This window comes from Galactobacter sp. (genome assembly GCF_022712295.1).
Lineage (GTDB): Bacteria > Actinomycetota > Actinomycetes > Actinomycetales > Micrococcaceae > Galactobacter.
This window is the reverse complement of record NZ_JALAGT010000043.1, coordinates 1-16,057: the sequence shown is the minus strand read 5'-3', so window position 1 is coordinate 16,057 and position 16,057 is coordinate 1. Positions and strand designations below refer to the sequence as shown.

The following is a 16,057-nucleotide window of genomic DNA, read 5'->3' as shown; positions in this document are numbered from 1 at the left end:
GTGCCTGCTCCCCGGTGTCCGGCTGGGAGACCAGCAGGGCGTCGGTGTCCACACCGAGCTTGGCGGCGTAGACCGGGTCCAGTGCGTGCTCGGCGTCGATGAAGGCAGCGATGCCGCCGTTCTTCTGTGCGCTGGCGACGGCGTGGAGAGCCACTGTGGTCTTACCGGAGGATTCAGGACCGTAGATCTCCACGACGCGGCCGCGAGGAAGTCCGCCGATGCCCAGTGCGACGTCCAGGGCGATGGAAGAGGTGGAGATGGTGTCGATGGGCGCCCGCGTCTGCTCTCCGAGACGCATGACGGAGCCCTTGCCGAAGTTCTTGTCGATCTGCGCCAGCGCTGCCTCCAGCGCCTTTTCGCGATCCGGCTCGCCCTTACCTGCTGCCATGGAAGTTCACCCCTGATGATAGAGAAGGAAAGTTGATGAAGTTGCCGTCCAACGACTGGCACCGTGGACTTGAATCAAGACTAGAACCGGGGTGTGACACTTTGCTCTGCGAACCCCGTCCCCGGAACCCCGTGTGTGGATGACACGCCGAACCGGACGAGGATCAGCGTAGCCCTATTCGAACGAAACTTCGAATACGTTGTGACTACGGCGAGTCATTGCTGCCTACCCGTCCCAGCGATCGGTCCGCAACGGGAGGTCCCGCCCCAGATGCCGTGATTCGGGGATCTCCTTGACCCGGCAGATCTCGACCCAGACCGCCTTGGGATCCTCACCGTCCGCCAGCGCTTGGTCCGCGGTCTTGGACCCCAGCTGAGTCAGGGACAACGTCGCCGCCAAGTGCCTACCCGGAGCATCCCCGAACTCATCGGTCACCAACCGCCAGAACTCGCTCAATCGCATGGGGTCCATTCTCCCAGATCCGGAACGCGCAACGCCCCGGCCGGCAGATCCGGTCGGGGCGTTGCAGACAAGTTGTTGTGACGCGGGCCTGAGGGCTCAGGGCTGCGGGGCCATCTCGGTGGCGAGGTTGTCCGGCACCTCGTCCGGGATGGTGCCGTAGGCTGCTGCGAGCTCCAGCGGGACGGTGTCAGGCACCAGAACGCCTTCGGCTTCCGCGATGCGGTCGGAGACGAGCCTCAGCACCAGGGACAGCGGGACATCGAGTGCCTGGGCGATGGAGGCCAGCAGTTCGCTCGAGGCCTCCTTCTGTCCGCGTTCCACCTCGGAAAGATATCCGAGGGAAACCCGGGCCAGGTGAGAGACCTCACGAAGCGTCCGCCCTTGCAACTGGCGGATCTCGCGCAGAACCTCACCGATTTCCTGGCGTAGGGTCACCATCTTGTGCTCCTTCCGGTTGGCGCTTGCGTGGGTCTCTTCCACGCCCGTCCAGCGAATGATGCCGTTGACCTGCGTGGGCTGCTTGATCATGGAAATCTTAGGTCTCCTCTTGAGAGATCAGTGGTCTTGTAACCGTCTCCTGGTGGGGTCCGGTCGTGGTGAGCCGCCTCCGCCGTCCTCGGCTTCCGTGACTCACATTTATCAGAACCGTTGATTGCTCCATCTTGTTCCCTGGTATCAGCCCATCACAGAAAGCTCCCAGGTACCAGTGCGGTGACGCGATGTGTCGCGCGCGTCACACAGAGTTCATCAAAGCAGCGTTTCAGGTCTTCCTGCTCAGCGTCGGTCCACGACCAGACGTTCAACTTCGACGCCTGCCTGGGTCAGCGCGGCGTCGACGCTTCCACGTCTGATCCGCCCACGGTCACCCTCGAGATCCAAGAGCAGTGCCCGGTCCCCCAGATCCGAGGAGATCCCGATCCAGACCGTACCCACCGCGTGACCGCCGTGCGGCTCCGGCCCAGCCACCCCGGTGGTGGAGATCCCGATGTCGGCGCCACACACTCGCCTGGCACCGGCCGCCATCTCCTGCGCGACGATCCGGTCCACCGGCCCGTACTCTTCCAGTCGCTCTCGCGAGACTCCCAGCACAGCGGCCTTCACCTCCACTTGATAGGAGACCACTCCGCCTTGCAAGACGCCCGACGCCCCGGGGACGTCGGCAATGGTGGCCGCCACCAGTCCCGCGGTGAGGGACTCCGCTGTGGCGACGGTGAGACCCGCGGCCTTGGCGGCGGCGACCAGCGCCGCGGCCCCGGCCGCGGGCTCCGTCGCGGGCAACGCCGCGCCGACAGCGGGACCCGGCCCGTCGCCGTCGGGCATGGTGGCTTCCACCGTCATCTCAGGCCTGCCCGGCCTTGTGCGCCTTGTAGAGCGCGGTGGCCTGGCGGATGTAGTCGATGGCCGAGTACAGGGTCAGGGCGGCCGCGATGCCGATGATGACCCAACCGATCCAGGCGACCCAGAGCAGGTCGAGGGCGAAGGGCAGCAGCAACACGATGATGCCGACGGCCTGGGAGACGGTCTTGAGTTTGCCGCCCGGGCTGGCCGCGATGACGCCCCACTTCACGACCACGAACCGCATCACGGTGATGCCGATCTCGCGCACCAGAATGATGCCGGTGATCCACCAGGAGAGCTCGTGGTAGATCGAGAACAGGACAAGGGCGGAGCCGATCAGCAGCTTGTCAGCGATGGGGTCGGCGATCTTACCGAAGCTCGTGACCAGGTTGCGGGATCGAGCCAGGTCGCCGTCCAGCTTGTCGGTATAGATCGCGGCCACGAAGATGACCAGTGCCAGCCACCGCCAGAGACCACCCTCGTGGTCGTCCAGCACGAAGAACACCACGAAGACCGGCACCATGATGATGCGCAGCCCGGTCAGGATGTTGGCGATGTTCCAGTTGGGGGCCGGAGTCGCGTCCGCGCCTTCCCCTGCCGGGACGGTTGGGGGGGTGGTGCCCATGTGGGGCTCTCCGTCGGGGGGTGGGTCGGTCTGTTCGTGGCCGCGCGGTCAGCGCCCGGTCAACTGCCCGGCGTCCTCGCCGCCCTCGTCATCGTCGTAGTAGTCGGTGGCCTGCGGCAGGGAGTCGTAGTACTGACCCACCCGGTCCACCGGTTCGGTAGGTGCAGTGTGGGCCGACGGCGCTGTGACCGCTGACGGTGCACCGATCGGCGCCGTGAAGCCCGCGTCGCGTTGGTCCTCGTCCGGGCCGGCGTGGTTGAACGCGGCCTCGTCCTCCAGCGCAGCGGTCGTCGCGTCGCTTCCCCCTGAGGGGGCCGGATCACCCTTGATGGCGGAGAGGACCGCGCCCAGGTCCTCCGGCTTCACGAGCACGTCGCGGGCCTTGGATCCCTCCGAGGGGCCCACGACACCGCGGGACTCCATCAGGTCCATCAAGCGGCCGGCCTTGGCGAAGCCGACCCGCAACTTGCGCTGCAGCATGGACGTGGAACCGAACTGGCTCGTGACAACGAGCTCCGTGGCCTGCAGCAGCAGGTCCAGATCGTCCCCGATGTCCTCGTCGATCTGCTTCTTGGGCGCCTCCGCGATGACGTCCTCGCGGTAGTGAGCCTGCAGCTGACCCTTGACATGCTCCACCACGCGGTGGATCTCGGACTCGGTGACCCACGCCCCCTGCACACGCATGGGTTTGGACTTACCCATGGGCAGGAAGAGCGCGTCACCCTGCCCCAGAAGCTTCTCCGCGCCCGGCTGATCCAGGACCACGCGTGAGTCCGTCACGGAGGAGGTCGCGAACGCCAGGCGGGACGGGATGTTGGCCTTGATCAGGCCCGTCACCACGTCCACGGACGGGCGCTGTGTTGCCAACACCAGGTGAATACCAGCGGCACGGGCCAGCTGCGTGATGCGGACGATGGAGTCCTCGACGTCGCGCGGTGCCACCATCATCAGGTCCGCGAGCTCGTCCACGATGACCAGCAGGTAGGGGTAGGGCTTGATGACCCGCTGAGATCCGGCGGGTGGAACCACCTTGCCCGCACGCACGGCCTTGTTGAAGTCGTCGATGTGCTTGTAGCCGTAGAACGCGAGGTCGTCGTAGCGGGTGTCCATCTCCTTCACGACCCACTGCAGCGCCTCGGCGGCCTTCTTGGGGTTCGTGATGATGGGCGTGATCAGGTGCGGCACACCCTCGTAGGCGGTCAGTTCCACACGCTTGGGGTCCACCATGACCATGCGCACCTCGTCAGGGGTGGACCGCATCAGGATGGACACGATCATGGAGTTCACGAACGAGGACTTACCGGCGCCTGTGGCACCGGCCACCAGCAGGTGGGGCATCTTGGCGAGGTTGGCCACCACGAAGCCGCCCTCCACGTCCTTGCCGACACCCATGATCATGGGGTGGTCGGTCTTGCGTGCCGCAGAGGAACGCAGCACGTCACCGAGTGCCACGACCTCCTTGTCGGAATTCGGGATCTCGATGCCGATGGCGGACTTGCCCGGGATGGGGCTCAGGATGCGCACGTCGGAGGACGCCACGGCATAGGCGATGTTCTTGGAAAGGTTGGTGACCTTCTCCACCTTGGTGCCCGGAGCCAGTTCCACCTCATAGCGTGTCACCGTCGGTCCGCGCGAGAACCCGGTGACCTCTGCATCCACCTTGAACTCGGTCAGCGTGGTCTGCAGGGCGTGCACCACGGCGTCGTTGGCCTCGGAACGTTCCTTCGCAGGGGGTCCGGCGGGCAGGTAGTCGCTGGAGGGCAGCGTGTAGGTCACGTCGCCCGCGAGTTCCAGCTGTTCGCTACGCTGCGGCAGCGGCTCCGGCGTGGGCCTGGCGACGGCGCCCGCCGCCACCTGCGCCAGCGTGACCGTCGCGTCGTCGTCCTTCGCCGCGTCAGCGGCGCTCTGCCCGACGTCGCCGAACACCTGTGTGGGTGCGTCGCCCTCTGCGGCGCTCTGCGCCGATCCCTGCCCGGCGGCCTGCGCATCCACGTCGTACACGCCGGCCTGCTCGCGCAGCTTGGCGCGACGTTTCTCCTCCCGGGTGGGGCGACGCACGCCGGGAGGCGGCGTCGGTTCCGTCTCCTCCGGTGTGAGATCCAACGCCGGCATGGCGGTCGTGGAATCGTCGTCCTCCACCACCGCGCCGTCGTAGGCACGGGTGTGCTCATGCTGGTCCTCGGACGGGGCCTCCTCCGCAGGAACGTCCTCGTCACGGCCAAAGAGCTTGCGACGCTTCTTGGGCTTCTTGGGGCTCTTGCCTGCGTCAGCGGATTCGGCCTTGCGGCGTTCGTCGTCGTAGAGGTAGGACTGGTCGTGACCGTCACGGTCACCGTCCGGTACGGCCCCGTCGTCTTGGGGTTCCTTGCCCAAGATCAGCTTGTCCCACAAGCCCTTGACCTTGGACGGGGCCTTGGTCACCGGGGTCCCTGTCAGGATCAGCAGATCCAGCACGGCCAGGCACACCAGCACGGCCCAAGTGCCCGGTGCCGTGATGAGCGCCGTCAGCGGAGCGGCAGCGAACCACCCGATCAGGCCGCCTGCGGCCCAGAGCACGTTGAACGGGGAATCCAGGTTCGGCGTCCCGTGGCTCAGGTGAGCCATCCCGGAACCGATGATCAGCGCCAGCCAGCACGCGATACTGATGCGGTTGTTGGTGCGGTTCTCCTCGGGGTGTCGGAAGAGCCGGAAGGCGCACACCAGCAGCGTGGCCGGAACGGCCACGGCCATGATGCCGAACCCACCGCCCACCACGGCGTGGACGGAGCGGCCGAACCACCCGACGTCGCGCAGTCCCCACCACTCCACGATCGCGACGATCACGGCGAGGACCACATAGGTGAGCCCCTTGCCGTCACGCCGGTCCTCGGGGGCGGGATGGCGGTCCGTTCCCAGCTGACGAATACCGGATCCGATCACGGAACCGATACCCACCCAGCCCTTCACCGTGACGCGCGCGATCCACGGGAGTTCGGGCTCGGTCTGGGCCCCCGTCGCGGCGCGCGAGGAGGTGGACTTGGTCTTTGCGGATCGAGAGCCCGCCTGCCCCTTACCGCTCGCGGCGGATTTGGAGGTCGAGGTGGACGTTCGCGATCCGGAGGAAGTACGGGTCGCCATGAGGTCAACGATACGCCGAAGGGCCCACCTCCTGCGGGAGGTAGGCCCTTTCAGCACATTCGGGACAAAGGTCCGGGATCAGACCTCGATGACCACCGGGACGATCATCGGGCGACGACGCAGCTTGCGACCGGCCCACGAACCGACCACACGGCGCACCACCTGCTGCAGCTGGTGCGTGGTGTGGCCCGGGTTGTCCTTCACGGCCTCTTCCAACGCGCGGGCGATCTTGGGCTTGATCTCCTCGAAGACGCGATCCGGCTCGGCGACACCACGGGCCAGGATGTCCGGGCCTGTCACGATCTTGCCGGTCTGGCGGTTCACGCCGGTGACCACGGAGATGAAACCCTCCTCGGCCAACACACGGCGGTCCTTCAGATCCTCATCCGTGATCAGACCAACCTTGGAACCGTCCACGTAGACGTAGCCGACATCCACCTGGCCGGTGATGCGCGCGCGGCCGTCACGCAGATCCACCACGGTGCCGTTGTCGCACAGGTGGATGCTCTTGGACGGGACACCGGTCTGGTGGGCCAGCTTGGCGCTGGCCAACTGGTGACGAGTCTCACCGTGGACCGGCATCACGTTGCGGGGGCGGATGATGTTGTAGCAGTAGAGCAGCTCGCCGGCGGCAGCGTGGCCGGAGACGTGCACCTTCGCGTTGCCCTTGTGGATCACGTCCACACCCAGGTAGGTGAGGGCGTTGATGATGCGGAACACCGAGTTCTCGTTGCCGGGGATCAGAGAGGAGGCCAGGATGACGGTGTCGCCCTCCTCCAACTGGATACGGTGGTCGCCGTTGGCCATACGGGACAGCGCGGCCATGGGCTCACCCTGCGAACCGGTGCACATGAACACCACGCGCTCGTGCGGCAGCTTCTCGGCGGCCTTGAGGTCGATCAGGACGCCGTCGGGAACGCTCAGGTAGCCCAACTTCTCGGCGATCGCCATGTTCCGGACCATGGAACGGCCCACCAGGGCCACCTTGCGGCGGTGTTTCACGGCGGCGTCGATGACCTGCTGCACGCGGTGGACGTGCGAGGAGAAGGACGCGACCACGAGGCGCTTCTTGGCCCCGAAGAACTTCTGGTCGAGCACAGGACCGATCTCGGCCTCGGTGGCCGTGAAGCCGGGGACCTCGGCGTTGGTGGAGTCGGGCAGGAACATGTCCACGCCCTCCTCACCGAAGCGCGCGAAGGCGCGCAGGTCGGTGATGCGGCCGTCCAACGGCAGCTGGTCCATCTTGAAGTCACCGGTGTGCAGCACGTTGCCTGCACTGGTGCGGATGAACACGGCGAGGGCATCGGGGATGGAGTGGTTCACGGCCGCGAACTCGCAGGAGAACGGGCCCATCTGCTCCACCTGGCCCTCCTTCACCGTCAGGGTGAGGGGGCGGATCCGATGCTCCTGCAGCTTGGCTTCCACCAGGGCGAGCGTCAACTGGGAACCGATCAGGGGGATGTCCTGCTTCAGGCGAAGCAGGTACGGGATGGCGCCGATGTGATCCTCGTGCCCGTGAGTGAGCACCACGCCAACGACGTCGTCGAGGCGGTTCTTGATGTGGCCCATATCGGGCAGGATCAGGTCGACGCCCGGTTGCTCCTCCTCAGGGAAGAGAACGCCGCAGTCGACGATGAGCAGCTTGCCGTCCAACTCGTAGACGGTCATGTTGCGGCCCACCTCGCCCAAGCCGCCAAGGGCCACGATGCGCATGGTCCCGCGCTTGAGCTGAGATGGGCGGCCCGGGTTGCGTTCGTGATCGAACGCGACCGAAGCAGTGGATGTCATGGTTAAGGGTTCACCTCTTCTAGATCTCCCATCCAGCCTCCACTAGGTCGGCCTTCACGGGGTTGAGTTCCTCTGCGGTGGGCTGCACCAGGGGCAGTCGAACCACGGAGTTCGGCAGGACACCCTGCCAACGAAGTACGGTCTTGGCTGCCACGGCACCCTGCAGGTGCGTCATGACGGCCCGCTGGACCGGGTCCAGCTCGAAATGCTTGGCGCGTGCAGCGGCGAGGTCGCCGGCACGGGCAGCATCCACAAGTTCGCGATAGGCCTTCGGCGCAACGTGCGCGGTCACGGAGACCACGCCGGCGCCGCCCAGGCTCATCAACGGCAAGGTCATGCCATCGTCGCCGGAGTAGACATCCAGGTCGGTGGAGGCCAGCACCTTGGTGGTCTCCCCCAGGTTGCCCTTGGCATCCTTCAGAGCCACGATGCGCGGGTGCTCCGCGAGGGCCTTGATGGTGTCGGTCTGGATCGGGATGCCGGTGCGTCCGGGGATGTCGTAGAGCATCACGGGGACATCGGTGGCGTTGGCGATGGCTTCGAAGTGGGCGCGCACGCCCGCCTGCGAGGGCTTGTTGTAGTAGGGGGTGACCAGCAGGATGCCGTCCACGCCCTCTTCCTGAGCCCGGCGGGAGAGATTCACCGAGTGTGCGGTGTCATTGGTGCCGGTACCGGCCAGCACAGCTGCCCGGTCTCCCACGGCCTCCTTGACGGCGCGGAACATCAGGACGTTCTCGTCGTCGGTAAGGGTGGAGGTCTCACCGGTGGTGCCGGTGACGACCAGGCCGTCGCAACCATTGTCCACCAGGTGCTCGGCGAGCTTCTGAGCGGCGTCGACGTCGACGGCTCCCTCCTCGGTGAAGGGGGTGACCATGGCGGTCAGCAGCGTGCCGAAACGGGGCTTGTCAGTGTAGGCGACCATGTCTTCAGGCTACCTGCTCACCACGTGCACGTTCAGCTTTGCGAAGCTGGATGGCGCGCTTCATGCAATCGCGGGCTCTGCGACGGTCACCGCAGGCGTCGTAGGCCAGGGCCAGGCGGTGCCAGGACTGCCAGCGGTCCTCGTTGGCCTCGACCTCCTCCTTGTACTGGACGAAGTCGGCGTCCGCGGCCTCACGCACGATCCGACCAGAAGGGCGGCGCGGCAGATTGTCCTCAGGCAGCAGACCCTGTTCCAACAATTCATGGGCCATGGTTTGGGTGGTGGCCCCGTAGCGGATCTCACGGATCAGGATCCAGACACCCAGCAGAGGTATGAAGACCACCAGGATGCCCATCAGGATGCCGACGAGTTCTCCGGTGATCACCAGGCGCCAGGCCGCGCCGAAGGTCGCGATCAGGTACAGCGCATAAACCGCCAGGATGATGGTGGTCCAGAACTGGGCGTTGTGGCGCTTGTAGAAGGCCTTGATCCCCGTGGGTTCCGGCGTGTTCTCGTGGTTCACAGTCCCAGCTCCAGGTAGCCGTCCAGACCATGGGTGAGTCCCGGACGGGACGCGACGGTGCGCAGGCCCAGCAGGATGCCGGGCATGAAGGAGGACTGGTCGAAGGAGTCGTGGCGAATGACCAGCTGCTCCCCCTGCGCACCCAACAGGACCTCCTGGTGGGCGTTGAGGCCGCGGAGACGGACCGCATGCACCGGGATGCCGTCGACGTCCGCTCCGCGAGCGCCTGGAAGCTCCTTGGTGGTGGCATCCGGAGCGGCAGGAACGCCTGCCTCCCGGCGGGCTTCTGCGATGAGTTCGGCCGTGCGAGCGGCTGTGCCAGAGGGCGCATCCACCTTGTTGGGGTGGTGCATCTCCACGATCTCCACCGATTCGAAGTAGCGAGCCGCCTTGGCTGCGAAGGCCGTGGCGATGACGGAGCCAAGAGCGAAGTTCGGGGCGATCAGCACACCCACCTCCGGGTGCTGCTCCAACGTGGCTTCCAGGCGCTCACGCTGCGGGGCATCCCAGCCGGTGGTACCGACCACGGCGTGCAGGCCGTTCTCCACGGCGAAGGTCACGTTGGCTTCCGAGGCGGAGGGGACGGTCAGGTCAACGATGTGGGTGGCGCCGGCCTCCAGGACGGCGTCCAGTGAGTCCTTGGAGCCGAGCGCTGCGACCACCTCGAGGTCGTCGGCTGCAGTGATGGCCTTGACCGCCGCGGTCCCCATGCGCCCGTGCGCACCGAGGACGGCGACCTTGATGGGAGTGCTCATGGTTCCCCAGTCTACCGGGGACGGCGGAGCCACACTGACCGCTTGGCCTTCGGCCGAACCGGGGCAAGCCTGGGGCCACGGGCGCGCAGTTCCTGTCCGGCCTCCCGAATGGAACCCTCGTCGGCCACATGACCGAAGTCCCGACAGAACACCTCGGTCAGCATCTGCTCGGCTGTCTCCAAGAACTGCTGGAAACTGCAGAGGTCAGCCAGGCGGATCGCCACAACACTGTAGGTCTCGTCGGTCACCCGATAAGACTCGCCCAGCTTCAGCGGGTCCGTGGCCGCCAAGATCCTTGACAGCGCCCCCTCATCTGTGTGGTGCCATCTCGGCATCCGTGACGCCTTACCATGACGGGGACGCGCAATCGTTACGTTTGCCGTGACCGATCCAGGGCAAGCGGGGACCCCAGCCTCAGCACGTTCCTCACGCTTGGCCACGAACAATTTCCGGAGGGCTTGGTCGTATTGGTCACCGGGGAAGACCCATGGATTCCCGATCAGGTTCGGACTGATGTCGGCGGGACCCCATGCCGTTTCGCGCCACCTACGTTTTTCTCGGCATCCTGGGTGAACCACATGCAGGCTTTCCCATTGGGTCACATCGCCTGTCACCGTCATACGCACGGCCACGTACCCCTCGTAGGGGTCGCCACAGCAGGAGAACAACGGTACCAACCCACCGGGAAAGGTGGACACATCGCTGATGGAGACACCTCGCAACAGGCCCATGGCTCGATTGATCCAGTCTCCGTCGTCCCAACAGTCATCGTGGGCCACTGGAGACACCCTTGAGTCCTTGGCGTCCAAGTGGTCCGCAAGGGCGGGTATCGGTTCGCCGAAGTGCCAGTGATGTCGGCTGAGGAGCTCGCCATCCACCGCAAGCTCCGGATGCGTCACGATGACGCTGCCTGAGGGAACGTCCCATTCGCCCCTGCGCTCACCAGGGAGGTGCGAGAGCGTCACCACGTCCACCACGCTCAAGCTGTTCACCTGGACCATGCTGCCAGATCGCCGACCGCTAGAATCGACGACCCAGGACGGTCAGGACGTGCCAGTGCTTGAGGACGACTCCCAGTTGTCGCGCGACCCCCAGAAATCGGCGGCAAACACGCCGCCCGGCGCCAAACACTCCCCCCACCACAGCCAGCAGCCTGCGCAGATCCGTTTCCCTAGGCAGGGTGGAGTCCCACTTGCTTCCTCGGAACTCAGATGACCTTGCGCTCGAACGGGTCCACCGAGAAGCCGGCCTCCAGGATCTGCTTGCTCCACTCGCGTGCGGAGTGCAGGGAGTGATCCTTGTAGTTGCCGCAGGACACCGGCGTGGTGCCCGGGACCTCCTCCCAGGTGACGGAGGTGGCGATCTCGGTGAGTGATTCCTTCAGCGCCTTCGCCACGTCCTCCACGGCCGGCTCGCCCCAGGTGATCAGATGGAAGCCGGTGCGGCAGCCGAACGGCGAGCAGTCGATCACGCCCTCCAACCGCGTGCGCAGCAGCCCGGCGAGCAGGTGCTCGATGGTGTGCAGCCCCGCGGTATCGATGGCATTCTCATTGGGCTGCAGCAGACGCAGATCGAAGTTGGAGATGGTGCCGCCCACCGGCCCGTTCTCCACCGCGATCAGCCGCACGTAGGGCGCCTTGACCGCGGTATGGTCCAGCTCGAAGCTCTCCACCTGTGCCATGTCGACCTTCTCGGCCATGATCTTGCCTCCCGTTGCCTGCTGAGATATCCGTGCCCGACGACGCGTGTTCGGGTCCCGCCCACAACGCTACCCGCCGCCGTTCGTACGCGCCGCAGGCGCGTAACACGACGTCGGGCATGGTCAGACGGCTGACTTACCCCCTGGAACGCCATTGACCCCCGACTTCGCGATTTGGAACGGTCGCAGGACGGTGGGAAATTGCGCATCATGTGGCGATTCGAAAAACGGGTGGCGAATCGAGAATTGGGTGGCAGATTCGGACCGGTGGGGTGAATACGAAGGCGCCCCGGAACCGATCGGTTCCGGGGCGCTCACGTGAACTGCCGATCAGATCTCGGGCGAGGAATCCGCTGCCGAGGACTCGGCCGAATGAGCAGGACCCTCCGAGGAACGCTTCTCCAGTCGGCTCAACGCCCGTCCTGCAGCCTCGCGTCCGCCCAGGCCGAAGGCCAACACCGCAGCGATGGCGCCGCCGATGACCACCGAGCCGAAGGCCAGCTGGATGATGGAATCGGCCAGGCCCATGGTCTGCAAACCCATGGCGAAGAACAACACGATGACCACCCACTTGACGACGGCCGCAGCCGCCCCCTTCAGGAACTTCGAGAGCAGGATGCCGACGAAGAAGCCGACCACGATGACTGCGGCACCCAGCGCCACCTTGCCACCGACCTCGAGCACGGTGTTCAGGATCCCGGTGATCTCGTAGAAGCCCAGCAGGTAGGCGGCCATCACGGCGAAGAAGAGCAGGATGGCGATGAACACCACGTTGGCCACGTACGGCGCCACGGACTTGCCCTCACCGAGCACACCGGACTTCTGCAACGAAGCATCCAGCGAGGACCCCTCCAGCGACCGGCGCAGCAACCCGGCAACGAATCGACCGATCACCACGCCAAGGGCGATCACCACGCCGGCACCCAGGATGTTGGGCAGCGCATTCAACACCGTGGAGAGCACCTGCTCCGCCGGATCGGATACCGCCCTGATGTCGAGGATCTGCACGGCGGCGATGGCCACCACGATGACGATCACGGCGTAGACGATGCTGCCGATCGTGTTCGCGATCTTGGACCCCGTGCCCGCGGCGGCAGGTTGTGCTGGTGCATAGCCGGGAGGGGCCACCTGTCCGGCCTGGGGAGCCGTCTGGCCGGCATGCGCGGCCGCCGATGTGCCCTGCGAGGAGGCAGCGGTTGCCCCATATCCGCCCAAGCCGGGCTCGCCACCCTTGATGGGCTCCTCGACGGTGCCCTTGAGCTGCTCCACGCGCTTCTCCAGCTTGGCAGCGCTGAGCCCGGTGACGATCAGGGTCTTGACGATCTTGGCGATCATGATGCCGAGCACCAGGACGAAGAGCGCACCGACGATGTTGGGTACGTAGGTGAAGACGCTGTTCAACATGCCCTGAATGGGGTCCAGCACACTATTGAGCTGGAAGACGGACAGGATGGCGATCAGGCCGAACAGCCAGACCACCAGGGACAGGATGGACCCTAATGTGTCCCCGAGGGTTTGCCCTTCCGAGCTCTGTCGTTGCAGCAGTGCGACCTTCTTGGAGAGCTTTCGCGCCAAGAACTTGACCACCTTGGACAGGATGATGGTCACGATCAGGATCACGATCGCGCATCCTGCCCTCACGAGCATCGAGCCCCAGTCGATGTTGGACAACGAATCCATGTCTACCTCTCTTCGACATTACAAACGCTGTGACGCTAGCAAACGCCTAACACCGATGGAACAGCTGTTACGGGATGGACAGCACACTCTCAGATATATGACGGGGGCCGTCCGGCACAAATACCGGACGGCCCCCACTCGGGACAGCCTCGTCGAGGCGTCCGTCGGACGGAACTCAGATCTCGTCGAACGGACCCACGACCACTGCGGTGCGCTCCTGCGCGGCGAGGTCCCGCGCCACTGCGACCACCTGCTCGGCGGTCACGGCGCGAATCCGCCGCAACGTCTCATCCAGGTCGTGGTACTCGCCCGTGACGAGCTCCGCCCCGCCCAGCCGCGACATCCGCGCCGAAGGGTCCTCGCCGGAGAGCACCCGGGAACCGCACAGCGCGCCGACGGCGACCCGCAGTTCGTCCTCGGTGATGCCGTTAGCAGCGACCTCGTCCAGGATGGCGCCGAGCAGGTCAAGCACCTCACGCGCCCGCGCCGGCGAGCACCCCGCATACAACGCGAAGTAGCCGGCATCCGAGTACGCCGAAGCGAACGAGTACGTGGAATACGCCAGGCCACGCTGCTCACGCACCTGCTGGAACAAACGCGAGGACATGCCCCCGCCCAGAACGGTGTTGAGCACCTGGACGGCATAACGCCGCTCGTCCTTGGCCGGGTAGGCCGGGCAGCCGAGCAGAATATTCGCCTGCTCCACATCGCGACGCACCACGTGCGTCCCCGTCACCGGTGTGAGCGAAGCGGCCTCAGAACTGCGTCGCGCGGCAGGCGCCGCGCCCGGCGTGAGCTGCCACCCGCCGTCGGCCAGTGCCTGCTCCACGGCGGCGCAGATGGCGTCGTGGTCCACGGCACCCGCCGCGGTCACCACCAGGTTCTCGGGGCGGTAGTGAAGATCCCGATGCCCACGCACCGAGCCCGCCTGCGTGGCCAGGATGTCCTCCGGCGTACCGCCGATGGGCCGCCCCAACACATGATCGCCCAACACGAGCTCAGCGAAGCGCTCATGCGCCACGTCCGTGGGATCGTCGGCATCCATGGCCAATTCCTCCAGGATGACGCCGCGCTCCTGCTCCAGATCCGCATCGGTCAGCTTGGCCGACGTGACCATGTCACCGATCGTCGCGATCGCCATCGGCACATCCGTGCCGAGCACCCGCGCGTAGTAGCACGTGGTCTCCTTGGCCGTGGCGGCATTGGACTCGCCACCCACCTCGTCGAACACCAAGGCGATGTCCAGCGCGGATCGCGTGGGCGTCCCCTTGAACAACAGGTGCTCAAGGAAGTGCGTGGACCCGTGCATCCCGGGTTCCTCGTCGCGCGAACCCACACCGACCCAGAAACCCACGGTGGCGGACAGGACGCCGGGCATGGACTCCGTCAGCACACGCACGCCACCGGGTAACACGCTGCGACGCACCACGGCACCGTCAGCGTGCGTCAGCAGGACCGAGTCCTCGCGGGAAAGCGCGCGAGCGCGCCCACCATCACAGTGGGCGCGCTCGTCGCTACCGAGGACCCCGGACCCGGTCAAGGGCAAAGGGATCACTGCCATATCAGGCCTCGGATGCCTCGTCCTCGTTCACGACCGGAGCCAGGGACAGCTTGCCGCGGTCGTCGACCTTGGTGATCTCCACCTGGATCTTCTGACCGACGGAGACCACGTCCTCCACGTCCTCGATGCGCTGACCACCGTTGAGCTTACGCATCGCGGTGATGTGCAGCAGGCCGTCCTTGCCCGGGGTCAGGGAGATGAAGGCACCGAAACTGGTGATCTTCACGACCGTGCCGAGGTAGCGCTCGCCGACCTCGGGAACCTGCGGGTTGGCGATGGCGTTCACGGCGGAACGGGCGGCGTCTGCTGCCTCACCGGTGGTTGCGCCGATCAGCACAGTGCCGTCGTCCTCGATGGAGATGTCGGCGCCGGTGTCCTCCTGGATCTGGTTGATCATCTTGCCCTTGGGGCCGATGACCTCACCGATCTTGTCCACAGGCACCTTCACGGAGATGATGCGCGGGGCGAACGGGGACATCTCGTCCGGGGTGTCGATCACGGAGGTGATGACATCCAGGATGTGCAGGCGGGCCTCGCGGGCCTGCTTCAGGGCTGCGGCCAGCACGGAAGCCGGGATGCCGTCCAGCTTGGTGTCCAGCTGGATCGCGGTGACGAACTCGGAGGTACCTGCGACCTTGAAGTCCATGTCACCCATGGCGTCCTCTGCACCCAGGATGTCGGTCAGTGCCGCGTAGCGGGTCTGACCGTCAACGGTGTCGGAAACCAGGCCCATCGCGATGCCGGCCACGGGGGCCTTCAGCGGCACACCGGCGTTGTACATCGACAGCGTGGAGGCGCAGACGGAACCCATGGAGGTGGAGCCGTTGGAGCCCAGGGCCTCGGAGACCTGGCGGATGGCGTAGGGGAACTCCTCGCGGGAGGGCAGCACGGGCTCGAGGGCGGCCTCGGCCAGGTGGCCGTGACCGATCTCGCGGCGCTTCGGGGAACCGACGCGGCCGGTCTCACCGGTGGAGAACGGCGGGAAGTTGTAGTGGTGCATGTAGCGCTTCGCCTTCACCGGGGAAAGCGAATCGATCTGCTGCTCCATCTTGAGCATGTTGAGGGTGGTGACGCCCATGATCTGGGTCTCGCCACGCTGGAACAGCGCCGAGCCGTGCACGCGCGGGACCACGCCGACCTCGGCGGACAGGGCGCGGATGTCGGCCAGACCGCGACCGTCGATGCGCACCTTGTCGCGC

The 16,057-nt window shown here is 65.9% G+C and carries 14 protein-coding genes and 1 pseudogene; all 15 read right to left on the bottom strand.

The features are described 5' to 3' along the window. Positions 1 to 388, bottom strand: a pseudogene (locus tag Q0A15_RS03230) (DNA recombination/repair protein RecA); the annotation flags it as partial. Between the two features lie 225 nt (positions 389 to 613). Continuing rightward, entirely contained in the window at positions 614 to 850 is a 237-nt protein-coding gene (locus Q0A15_RS03225; protein ID WP_291278099.1) for a DUF3046 domain-containing protein, read from the bottom strand. A 96-nt stretch (positions 851 to 946) separates the two neighbouring features. Further along, positions 947 to 1,378 carry a helix-turn-helix transcriptional regulator gene (locus Q0A15_RS03220; RefSeq protein ID WP_291278098.1) on the bottom strand — a complete coding sequence of 144 codons (432 nt, stop codon included), beginning with the start codon at positions 1,376 to 1,378 and terminating at the stop codon, positions 947 to 949. Between the two features lie 246 nt (positions 1,379 to 1,624). After that, positions 1,625 to 2,170: a CinA family protein gene (locus tag Q0A15_RS03215; protein WP_291278097.1), complete on the bottom strand. Its 546-nt coding sequence runs from the start codon at positions 2,168 to 2,170 to the stop codon at positions 1,625 to 1,627. A gap of 19 nt (positions 2,171 to 2,189) precedes the next feature. Further along, positions 2,190 to 2,813, bottom strand: a complete 624-nt coding sequence (pgsA, locus tag Q0A15_RS03210; RefSeq protein ID WP_291278096.1) for a CDP-diacylglycerol--glycerol-3-phosphate 3-phosphatidyltransferase — start codon at positions 2,811 to 2,813, stop codon at positions 2,190 to 2,192. Positions 2,814 to 2,861: 48 nt separating this feature from the next. Beyond that, a complete protein-coding gene (locus Q0A15_RS03205) occupies positions 2,862 to 5,930 on the bottom strand; it encodes a DNA translocase FtsK (protein ID WP_291278095.1) in 3,069 nt (1,022 codons plus the stop codon). Between the two features lie 78 nt (positions 5,931 to 6,008). Next, positions 6,009 to 7,718 carry a ribonuclease J gene (locus Q0A15_RS03200; protein ID WP_291278094.1) on the bottom strand — a complete coding sequence of 570 codons (1,710 nt, stop codon included), beginning with the start codon at positions 7,716 to 7,718 and terminating at the stop codon, positions 6,009 to 6,011. Between the two features lie 19 nt (positions 7,719 to 7,737). Next, positions 7,738 to 8,640: a 4-hydroxy-tetrahydrodipicolinate synthase gene (dapA, locus tag Q0A15_RS03195; RefSeq protein WP_291278093.1), complete on the bottom strand. Its 903-nt coding sequence runs from the start codon at positions 8,638 to 8,640 to the stop codon at positions 7,738 to 7,740. Positions 8,641 to 8,644: 4 nt separating this feature from the next. Continuing rightward, on the bottom strand, positions 8,645 to 9,163 hold the full coding sequence (locus tag Q0A15_RS03190) for a hypothetical protein (protein ID WP_291278092.1): 519 nt from the start codon (positions 9,161 to 9,163) through the stop codon (positions 8,645 to 8,647). After that, on the bottom strand, positions 9,160 to 9,918 hold the full coding sequence (gene dapB, locus Q0A15_RS03185) for a 4-hydroxy-tetrahydrodipicolinate reductase (protein ID WP_291278091.1): 759 nt from the start codon (positions 9,916 to 9,918) through the stop codon (positions 9,160 to 9,162). The genes Q0A15_RS03190 and dapB overlap by 4 nt, the downstream gene beginning before the upstream one ends. Positions 9,919 to 9,929: 11 nt before the next feature. Further along, a complete protein-coding gene (locus tag Q0A15_RS03180; RefSeq protein ID WP_291278090.1) occupies positions 9,930 to 10,208 on the bottom strand; it encodes a hypothetical protein in 279 nt (92 codons plus the stop codon). Between the two features lie 917 nt (positions 10,209 to 11,125). After that, positions 11,126 to 11,617 carry an S-ribosylhomocysteine lyase gene (locus Q0A15_RS03175; RefSeq protein WP_291278089.1) on the bottom strand — a complete coding sequence of 164 codons (492 nt, stop codon included), beginning with the start codon at positions 11,615 to 11,617 and terminating at the stop codon, positions 11,126 to 11,128. A 330-nt stretch (positions 11,618 to 11,947) separates the two neighbouring features. Then, positions 11,948 to 13,297, bottom strand: a complete 1,350-nt coding sequence (locus Q0A15_RS03170; protein ID WP_291278088.1) for a mechanosensitive ion channel — start codon at positions 13,295 to 13,297, stop codon at positions 11,948 to 11,950. Positions 13,298 to 13,472: 175 nt separating this feature from the next. Beyond that, positions 13,473 to 14,858 (bottom strand): pitrilysin family protein, encoded by a 1,386-nt coding sequence (locus Q0A15_RS03165; RefSeq protein ID WP_291278087.1) that lies wholly within the window; start codon positions 14,856 to 14,858, stop codon positions 13,473 to 13,475. A gap of 1 nt (position 14,859) precedes the next feature. Further along, the coding region (locus Q0A15_RS03160; protein WP_291278086.1) for a polyribonucleotide nucleotidyltransferase at positions 14,860 to 16,057 on the bottom strand (1,198 nt) is incomplete at its 5' end.

Coding starts and splice junctions, on each gene's coding strand:
- dapA (WP_291278093.1), bottom strand. CDS start 8,640: ATGGTCGCCTACACTGACAAGCCCCGTTTCGGCACGCTGCTGACCGCC.
- Q0A15_RS03200 (WP_291278094.1), bottom strand. CDS start 7,718: ATGACATCCACTGCTTCGGTCGCGTTCGATCACGAACGCAACCCGGGC.
- pgsA (WP_291278096.1), bottom strand. CDS start 2,813: ATGGGCACCACCCCCCCAACCGTCCCGGCAGGGGAAGGCGCGGACGCG.
- Q0A15_RS03220 (WP_291278098.1), bottom strand. CDS start 1,378: ATGATCAAGCAGCCCACGCAGGTCAACGGCATCATTCGCTGGACGGGC.
- Q0A15_RS03225 (WP_291278099.1), bottom strand. CDS start 850: ATGCGATTGAGCGAGTTCTGGCGGTTGGTGACCGATGAGTTCGGGGAT.
- Q0A15_RS03165 (WP_291278087.1), bottom strand. CDS start 14,858: ATGGCAGTGATCCCTTTGCCCTTGACCGGGTCCGGGGTCCTCGGTAGC.
- Q0A15_RS03170 (WP_291278088.1), bottom strand. CDS start 13,297: ATGGATTCGTTGTCCAACATCGACTGGGGCTCGATGCTCGTGAGGGCA.
- Q0A15_RS03175 (WP_291278089.1), bottom strand. CDS start 11,617: ATGGCCGAGAAGGTCGACATGGCACAGGTGGAGAGCTTCGAGCTGGAC.
- Q0A15_RS03205 (WP_291278095.1), bottom strand. CDS start 5,930: ATGGCGACCCGTACTTCCTCCGGATCGCGAACGTCCACCTCGACCTCC.
- dapB (WP_291278091.1), bottom strand. CDS start 9,918: ATGAGCACTCCCATCAAGGTCGCCGTCCTCGGTGCGCACGGGCGCATG.
- Q0A15_RS03215 (WP_291278097.1), bottom strand. CDS start 2,170: ATGCCCGACGGCGACGGGCCGGGTCCCGCTGTCGGCGCGGCGTTGCCC.